Source organism: Stenotrophomonas sp. STEN033, from assembly GCF_056856655.1.
This window is the reverse complement of sequence record NZ_JBXFWM010000118.1, coordinates 1-3,915: the sequence shown is the minus strand read 5'-3', so window position 1 is coordinate 3,915 and position 3,915 is coordinate 1. Positions and strand designations below refer to the sequence as shown.

The 3,915-nt window shown below is 66.2% G+C and carries 2 protein-coding genes; one reads left to right on the top strand and one right to left on the bottom strand.

What is annotated here, in order from left to right; translation table 11 throughout:
* Positions 1-322: 322 nt before the first annotated feature.
* Positions 323-844 carry an acyl-CoA thioesterase gene (locus tag AC1VXC_RS20920; RefSeq protein WP_481539869.1) on the top strand — a complete coding sequence of 174 codons (522 nt, stop codon included), beginning with the start codon at positions 323-325 and terminating at the stop codon, positions 842-844.
* Positions 845-938: 94 nt separating this feature from the next.
* Here AC1VXC_RS20920 and ppc read toward each other — a convergent pair whose 3' ends face one another.
* On the bottom strand, positions 939-3,650 hold the full coding sequence (gene ppc / locus AC1VXC_RS20915) for a phosphoenolpyruvate carboxylase (RefSeq protein ID WP_481539868.1): 2,712 nt from the start codon (positions 3,648-3,650) through the stop codon (positions 939-941).
* Positions 3,651-3,915 lie beyond the last annotated feature (265 nt).

Here is a 3,915-nt window from a genome sequence, read left to right as displayed (position 1 = left end):
AGTTTACGGCCCCATCTGTTTGGTCTTTCACTGTCTTCTTTATTTTTTACTTGTTCTCCCTTTTCGCCTTCTGTGGGCGCCCACTACAAAACCCTGCCTCCCGTAGTGCCGAGCCATGCTCGGCAGAAGCCTTCCCGCTAACGCCCAATGCCTAGCATGGCTCGGCACTACAAATGCCTGCCTCCCGTCGTGCCGAGCCATGCTCGGCAGAGGCTTTCCCGGTAACGCCCCTTGCCGAGCATGGCTGGGCAATACATGCGGCTGTCGCGCGCGCCTCGCCCCTACGGTGTAGCCTGCTCGTCCCGCATCTGCAGTTGTTGCCATGAACGAACACAAAGCCCACCAGTTGTCGATGACCGTGTTGATGTCACCGGAGATGGCCAATTTCTCCGGCAAGGTCCACGGTGGCGCGGTCCTGCGCCTGCTCGACCAGGTCGCCTATGCCTGTGCCAGCCGCTATGCAGGCAACTATGTGGTGACCCTGTCGGTGGACCAGGTGACCTTCCGCCAGCCCATCGCCGTAGGCGAATTGGTGACCTTCCTGGCCTCGGTGAACTACACCGGCACCTCGTCGATGGAAATCGGCATCAAGGTGGTGGCCGAGGACATCCGCAAGGGCGCGGTACGCCACGCCAACAGCTGTTTCTTCACCATGGTGGCGGTGGATGACGATGGCCGGCCGACGCCGGTACCGCCGCTGCAGCCTGAGACCAGCGATGAGAAGCGGCGCTTCGCTGCCGCGCAGATCCGCCGCCAGCTGCGCCAGGAAATGGAGCAGCGCCATCTGAAGCTGCTGCAGAGCAACCCGTCGGGCGAGGCCGATTTGTCGGTGCCCGCGTTGTAGGAGCTGCGCAAGCCGCGAAGCCGGCAATGCTTGAAAAGCACCCCTCCCCAACCCTCCCCTACGCCTTCGGCGCAAGGGAGGGGGCAGGAACAAATCAGCCGGTGTTCTGCACGCCTTGCGATACGCCGTTGACGCAGGCCACCAGCGCGCGCAGCAGGCCTTCGTCCTGGCGGTCGCTTTCACGCCAGCGCTGCAGCAGGTCCACCTGCAGGATGCTGATCGGGTCGATATAGGGATTGCGCAGGCGGATCGACAAGGCCAGCCGCGGGTCCTGTTCCAGCAGTTCCTGCTGGCCGCTCAGGCGCTTGACCCAATGCGCGGTCAAGGCCAGCTCCTCGCGGATCAACGGGAAGAACTGATCATGCAGCGGACCGGCCAGTCGCGAGAACTGTTCGGCGATGTGGATGTCGCCCTTGCTCAGCACCATCGACATATCGTCGAGGAAGGTCTCGAAGAACGGCCAGTCGTGCGCCATCTCGCGCAAGGTCTGCTCATGCCCGGCATCGGCCGCCGCCTGCAGGCCACTGCCCACGCCGAACCAGCCCGGGATCACCGCACGCGCCTGGCTCCAGGCAAACACCCACGGAATCGCGCGCAGGTTGCTCAGCGCCGCATCCTGGCCCAGACGCCGCGAGGGACGTGAGCCCAGCGTCATGCGTTCGATCACATCGATCGGCGTGGCCTGGCGGAAGTAATTCATGAACTGCGCATCGCCGACAAAGGCCCGGTAGGCCACCGAGCTCTTCTCGGCGACCAGCGCCATCACCGGCTTCCACTGTTCCTCGCGCGGCTCCTCGGCACGCGGGCGCAGGCTGGCGCGCAGCACCGCGCCAGCCGACTGCTCCAGCGAGCGCAACGCCAGGGCACGGATGCCGTACTTGCGATGGATCACCTCGCCCTGCTCGGTGACACGCAGGCGGCCACCGATGCTGCCGCGCGGCGAGGCGTTCACCGCATGCGTGGTCTTGGTGCCGCCGCGGCTGATCGAGCCACCACGGCCGTGGAAGAAGGTCAGCTTGACGCCGTATTCGGCGGCGGTATCCAGCAGCTCCACCTGGGCATGCTGCAGCCCCCAGCGCGAGGCGGCGATACCGCCGTCCTTGCCGCTGTCGGAGTAACCCAGCATCACCATCTGCACGTTGTCGCGCGCGGCCAGATGCGCGCGGTAGACCGGATCGGCCAGCAGGTCGCGCAGCGTGGCGGTGCCGCGCTGCAGGTCGTCAACGGTTTCGAACAGCGGCGCGATATCCAGCGGCACGGCATTGTCCGCATCGACCAGGCCACCGCGGCGCGCCAGCGCCAGTACCGCCAGCACGTCACCGCGATCATGCGCCATCGAGATGATATAGCTACCCAGGGCATCGGCACCGTGGCGACGGCGGGCGTCGGCCAGCGCCGCGAACACCTTGTCCAGGCGCTGCCCAGCCTCGTCCTCGCCACGTGCCAGCACTGCGCTGCCGGCCGCATACGGCGACAGCAGCTGCGCACGGGCGCCATCGTCCAGTGCATCGAACGCATCCTGCCCGCCCAGCACTTCGGCCAGCGCGCGCGAATGCACGCTCGACTCCTGCCGCACATCCAGCCGCGCCAGATGGAACCCAAACGTGCGCACCCGCCACAGCAGGCGGCGCACCGAGAACCAACCGGCATGCTTGCCCTTGTTGGCTTCCAGGCTGTCCAGGATCAGCTGGATGTCATGGATGAATTCTTCCGGCGATGCATAGGCACCCGGCGCATCCTCCAGCGTAGCCTGCAGGCGTGCGCGCATGCGGTCGTTGAGCAGGCGGTACGGCATGTCGGCGTGACGCGGGCGCGACTTCACCTGCGGCAGCAGCTGCTGGTACTCCACCACGCGTGCCAGCACCTGCTCGCTGACACCGACCAGTTCGGTCGATTGGCTGAGCAGGCTGGCCAGTGCCACCATGTCTTTCAGGTACAGGCCGAGCACGGCGCTGCGCTGCGCGTTCAAGGTATTGGTGATGGTGCCGGCGTCCACGTTCGGATTTCCGTCCATGTCACCGCCCACCCAGGTGCCGAAGCGCAGCAGGCGTGGCAGTGGCAGGGTGCGGCCCCAGGTGTCGCGCAGCGCCTGCTCCAGCGATTCGTAGAACACCGGAATCACCCGGTACAGCACGCGGGTCAGATAGAAGCCGACATGCTCGCGCTCATCGTCCACGGTCGGCCGCACCGGCGAGGAATCGGCGGTCTGCCAGGAGGCGGTCAATGCCATGCGGAAACGTGCGGCATCGGCCGCCTGTTCGCCCGGCGTGCGCTGGCCGTCGAGGTTGTCGACCAGCGCGGCAACCATCAGCTGTTCCTTTTCAAGCAGCGCGCGACGTACCGCTTCGGTGGGATGCGCAGTGAACACCGGTTCGATGTCGATCTGCGGCAGCCACTGCGCCAGCTCTTCCGGCGTCACACCCTGCGCCTTCAGCGCAAGCAGGGCGTCATGCAGGCCTTCCGGCTGCGGGCGCTTGGTGCCTGCACGCTGGTAGTCGCGACGACGACGGATGCGATGCACGCGCTCGGCGATGTTGACCACCTGGAAGTAGGTACTGAAGGCACGCACCAGCGCTTCGGCATCGCGCGGCGAACGGCCAGCCAGCTGCGCGCTGAGCGAAGCCAACGGCGCCTGGCTTTCGCGTCGGGCAATCGCCGCCGTGCGCACGTCTTCCACCTCGTCGAGGAAGCCGGGCGATACCTGTTCGGAAATCAGATCACCAACCAGTGTGCCGAGGCGACGTACATCGTCGCGCAGAGGCAGGTCGGGGGTGGCGAAGACAACGCTGCTGCGGTACTCGTTCATCTACGACGGAGAGCCTGGAGAGCGGAAACCCGTCAAGCCTACCGCAAAAATCGGCACAATTTTGCAGTGCACCAAACCTGAAACAGTTGCATTTGAATGTTGTCTGGCCGCTGTCCTTTTGGACAGAAAGGCGCACCGGATCAGTCATTCGTAGACCTGTAGTGGGGGGGGGGGGGGGGGCGGGGGGGGGGGGGGGGGGGCGGGGGCGGGGAGGGGGGGGGGGGGGGGGGGGCGGGGGGGGGTGGGGTGGGCGCGAGGGGGCGGG